Source organism: Allobosea sp. CER48, assembly GCF_044752385.1.
GTDB lineage: Bacteria > Pseudomonadota > Alphaproteobacteria > Rhizobiales > Beijerinckiaceae > Allobosea.
On record NZ_JBIWYK010000290.1, the window covers coordinates 1 to 4124 of the forward strand.

Annotated in this window: 4 protein-coding genes; 2 read left to right on the forward strand and 2 right to left on the reverse strand. The window is 65.8% G+C overall.

Annotation, left to right across the window (positions count from 1 at the left end; all coding sequences use genetic code 11):
• A partial coding sequence (locus ACIPIA_RS11460) for a hypothetical protein (RefSeq protein WP_400509576.1) occupies positions 1-304 on the reverse strand: 304 nt, incomplete at its 3' end.
• A 329-nt stretch (positions 305-633) separates the two neighbouring features.
• Here ACIPIA_RS11460 and cysS point away from each other — a divergent pair.
• Both cysS and cimA read left to right on the forward strand, forming a co-directional pair.
• The gene (gene cysS, locus ACIPIA_RS11465; RefSeq protein WP_400509578.1) at positions 634-2094 is read left to right on the forward strand and encodes a cysteine--tRNA ligase; all 1461 of its coding nucleotides are present in this window, start codon (positions 634-636) and stop codon (positions 2092-2094) included.
• Between the two features lie 103 nt (positions 2095-2197).
• Entirely contained in the window at positions 2198-3796 is a 1599-nt protein-coding gene (gene cimA, locus ACIPIA_RS11470) for a citramalate synthase (RefSeq protein ID WP_400509580.1), read from the forward strand.
• Positions 3797-3895: 99 nt separating this feature from the next.
• Here the strand turns inward: cimA and ACIPIA_RS11475 are convergent.
• On the reverse strand, positions 3896-4124 hold a 229-nt coding region (locus tag ACIPIA_RS11475), incomplete at its 5' end, for a hypothetical protein (protein WP_400509582.1).

Sequence of the window (4124 nt, forward strand, 5' to 3'; positions counted from 1 at the left end):
GCGCTTCGGCCAGTTGTGCCGGGCTCGGCTTGCTGACCGTGCCGGTGAAATCCTCACGAGCGGCGACGCCGAAGGCGACGGCCTTGCCGAAGCCTTGCGATTCGCACCAGGCATTGGCGACGATCTTGCCGCATTCGGCCCGGGAGGAGATGCAGTCGGCGACGCCGTAGCCGTCGCTGGCCGGGATCAGGAAGGTGCGGGGTTCGTTTGCAGCGGCGACCGAGCGGCTGGTCGGCATGATCGAAAGCGAGATGCCGGCAGCAGCGATCCCGAGCAGTCCGACGAAAGCCACGGCGCGGCGCATGAATTGTGTTTCCTGATGATGACGGGGTGCAGAACCCGCGAATCGGGATGATGGTTCCGGCCAGTTAAATTTGAATGAAACGCCGCAACCTTCGTGCAATGCTGCGATGCAGCATCGGGCGGCCCTCTTGACGCAAGCCGCGCGGAAAGGCAATCAGTTCTGATCATGACGCGAGCCGCCATCAACAGCCCTTGCATTATTTGCCGCTAGCTTTCGCTGGCCGGCTGCTCACGTCCTCGTCCTGAAAACGAACCGACAAAAGCGCCCCGGCCAGCGGCCAGGTCCCTTCTCGCATTTCGCCGTCTCGTTCGTTCCAGGATTTCGCTCCGATGTCGCCGACCCTGAGGCTCTACAACACGCTGACGCGGACGAAGCAGGACTTCGTGCCGATCGATCCGTCGAACGTTCGCATGTATGTCTGCGGCCCGACCGTCTACGACTACGCCCATATCGGCAATGCCCGCCCGGTCATCGTCTTCGACGTGCTCTACCGGCTGCTGCGCCACATCTACGGCGCGGAGCATGTCACCTATGCCCGTAACCTCACGGACGTCGACGACAAGATCAATGCCCGCGCGGCCCGCGACTTTCCGGGCCTGAAGCTGAACGAGGCGATCGCGAAGGTCACCGAGACGACGACGGCGCAATTCCACCATGACGTCGACGCGCTCGGCAACCTGCGGCCGACGACCGAGCCGCGCGCCACCGACCATATCGATGAGATGAAGGCGATCATCGAGCGCCTGATCGCGCGCGGCGTCGCCTATGTCGCCGAGGAGCATGTGTTGTTCCATGTCCCGGCGGTCGCGCATCTGACGAAGGCACCGAAGTACGGCACGCTCGCCCGCCGCTCGCTCGACGAGATGCTGGCCGGCGCCCGCGTCGATGTCGCGCCCTACAAGCGCGATCCGATGGATTTCGTGCTGTGGAAGCCGAGCCGCGACGGCATCGATCCGGGCTGGCCTTCGCCGGCCGGCATCGCCACGTCCGGCCGGCCGGGCTGGCATATCGAATGCTCGGCCATGTCGATGGCGAAGCTGCTGACGCCCTTCGGCGGCGGGCTTGCCTGCGACGATCCGGCGAAGAACGTCTTCGACATCCATGGCGGCGGCATCGATCTCGTTTTCCCGCACCACGAGAACGAGATCGCCCAGTCCTGCTGCGCCTTCGGCGGCGGCGAGGGCGCGCCGACCATGGCTAATATCTGGATGCACAACGGCTTCCTGCAGGTCGAAGGCGAGAAGATGTCGAAGTCGCTCGGCAACTTCGTCACGATCAACGAGCTTCTCGCGACTGACACTTTCGGCGGCCGGAGATGGACGGGCGAAGTGCTGCGCCTCGCGATGCTGAAGACGCATTACCGCCAGCCGATCGACTGGACGGTGAAGGCGTTGGAGGAAGTCGAGAGGATGCTGCAGGATTGGGCGGAGGCGACGCAGGATGCGAAGGCATCCCAACCGTCCGCCGAGTTGCTCGACGCACTTGCCGACGATCTCAACACTGCCCGGGTGCTCGCAGAACTGCATGCGCTACGCAAGACGGGTGACCTGCCGGCATTGCTGGCGGGGTTGGAACTGCTCGGCATCAGGCTGCCGGAGGTGGCGGCGCCCGTCGTCATAGCGCCGGAGGTCGAGCGTCTCATCGCCGCCCGTCTCGACGCCCGCCGTGCCAAGAATTTCGCCGAGTCCGACCGCATCCGTGACGAACTGGCCGCCATGGGCATCGCGCTCAAGGACGGCAAGGACCCCGCCACCGGCGCGCCGACGACCAGCTGGGAGATGAAACGATGAGCCCGAAGATTCGCCCGGCGGGCTCGCTCTCCTTCGCCATCAAGCTGGTCATGCTGGCGATGGTCGTGCCGCGCGTCGTCCGCTTCAAGCTTCGGCGCGAGCCATGACGGCCGCTCGCGTCCATCTCTTCGACACTACGCTGCGCGACGGCGCCCAGACCACCGGCGTCGACTTCTCGCTCGACGACAAGCGCGCCGTGGCCGCGCTGCTCGACCGGCTCGGCGTCGACTATGTCGAGGGCGGCTATCCCGGCGCCAACCCGCTGGATACCGCCTTCTTCGAGCAGAAGGCGACGAAGCAGGCGAAGTTCGCCGCCTTCGGCATGACCAAGCGGGCAGGGCGCTCGGCCGCCAATGATCCCGGCATCGCCGCGCTGCTGGAGGCGAAGGCCGATGCCATCGTCTTCGTCGCCAAGAGCTGGGACTATCATGTCCATGTCGCCCTGGAGATTTCGCTGGAGGACAACCTCGCCGGAATCCGCGAGAGCGTCGAGGCGGCGAAGGCGGCCGGGCGTGAGGTGATGCTCGACTGCGAACACTTCTTCGATGGCTACAAGGCCAATCCGGACTACGCGCTTGCCTGTGCTCGTACTGCCTATGAGGCCGGTGCGCGCTGGGTCGTGCTGTGCGACACCAATGGCGGCACGCTGCCCGACGAGGTCGGCGCGATCGTGCGCGAGGTCGCCCGGACCGTGCCGGGCGATCATCTCGGCATCCACGCCCATGACGATTGCGGCTGCGCCGTCGCCAACTCGTTGGCCGCCGTCGAAGCCGGCGCGCGCCAGATCCAGGGCACGCTCAACGGGTTGGGCGAGCGCTGCGGCAATGCCAACCTGGTCACGCTGATCGGCGCGATCAAGCTCAAGGAGCGCTATCGCGACCGTTTCGCGCTAGGCGTCCGCGATGACCAGCTGGCCGAGCTGACCCATGTCTCGCGCGCCCTCGACGAGATGCTGAACCGTGCGCCGAACCGGCATGCGCCCTTCGTCGGAGCGTCCGCCTTCGCGACCAAGGCCGGCATCCACGCCTCGGCCGTGCTGAAGGATCCGCGCACCTACGAGCATGTCACCCCTGAGGCAACCGGGAACACCCGCAAGGTCCTGATCTCCGACCAGGGCGGCAAGTCGAACCTCGTGGCGGAGCTGGAGCGCATCGGCGTCACGCTCGGTCGCGACGATCCTCGCCTCAACCGCGTGCTGCAGGAAGTGAAGGAGAAGGAAGCGCAGGGCTATGCCTTTGAGGGCGCCGACGCTTCCTTCTTCCTGCTGGCCAAGCGCATTCTCGGCGAGCTCCCGGCCTATTTCGAGATCGAGCGTTTCACCGCCAATGTCGAGCGGCGCTACAACGCGCTCGGCGAGCTCGTCACCTTTTCCGAGGCGATCGTGAAGGTGAAGGTCGGTGACGACCTGCTGATCTCGGTCGCCGAAAGCGTGCTCGGGCCCGTCAATGCACTGGATCTCGCGCTGCGCAAGGATCTCGGCCGCTACCAGTCGCTGATCGGCGGCCTCAGGTTGGTCGACTACAAGGTCCGCGTCTTCCAGGGCGGCACGGATGCGGTGACCCGCGTGCTGATCGAGTCTGGCGACGAGACAGGCGAACGCTGGACCACGGTGGGCGTCAGCGCCAACATCATCGACGCTTCGTTCCAGGCGCTGGTCGACTCGATCACCTACAAGCTGATGAAGGCCGGCGCGACGGCGTGAAACCTGGCGCCGTCTCGCTCGGGCTGGGGTCGAGGCTGCGCCTGCCCGCTCATGCGCGGAGCTCCGCTTTGCTTCGTCCGCAAATGACGGTTCCCGCGATCACTCCGTCAGCCGAATGACGCGATCACGGCACAGATCCATGTCTGCGTCGCTGGCGGACTCATCGTCGAATTTCCCCTGGACCGTATAGGCGCAGCCCTGGGGCTTGTTGAGCTTGAGCGCGACGCTTTTGCCGGGCGCCAGCGGCTTGGCGAGCCTGGCAACGAGGCGCGGCTGCTCGCCGGAGGTGGCGATCTCGAAGCTGGTCAACGGGACGCTGCGCTGGTTG

Coding starts and splice junctions, on each gene's coding strand:
- cysS (WP_400509578.1), top strand. CDS start 634: ATGTCGCCGACCCTGAGGCTCTACAACACGCTGACGCGGACGAAGCAG.
- cimA (WP_400509580.1), top strand. CDS start 2,198: ATGACGGCCGCTCGCGTCCATCTCTTCGACACTACGCTGCGCGACGGC.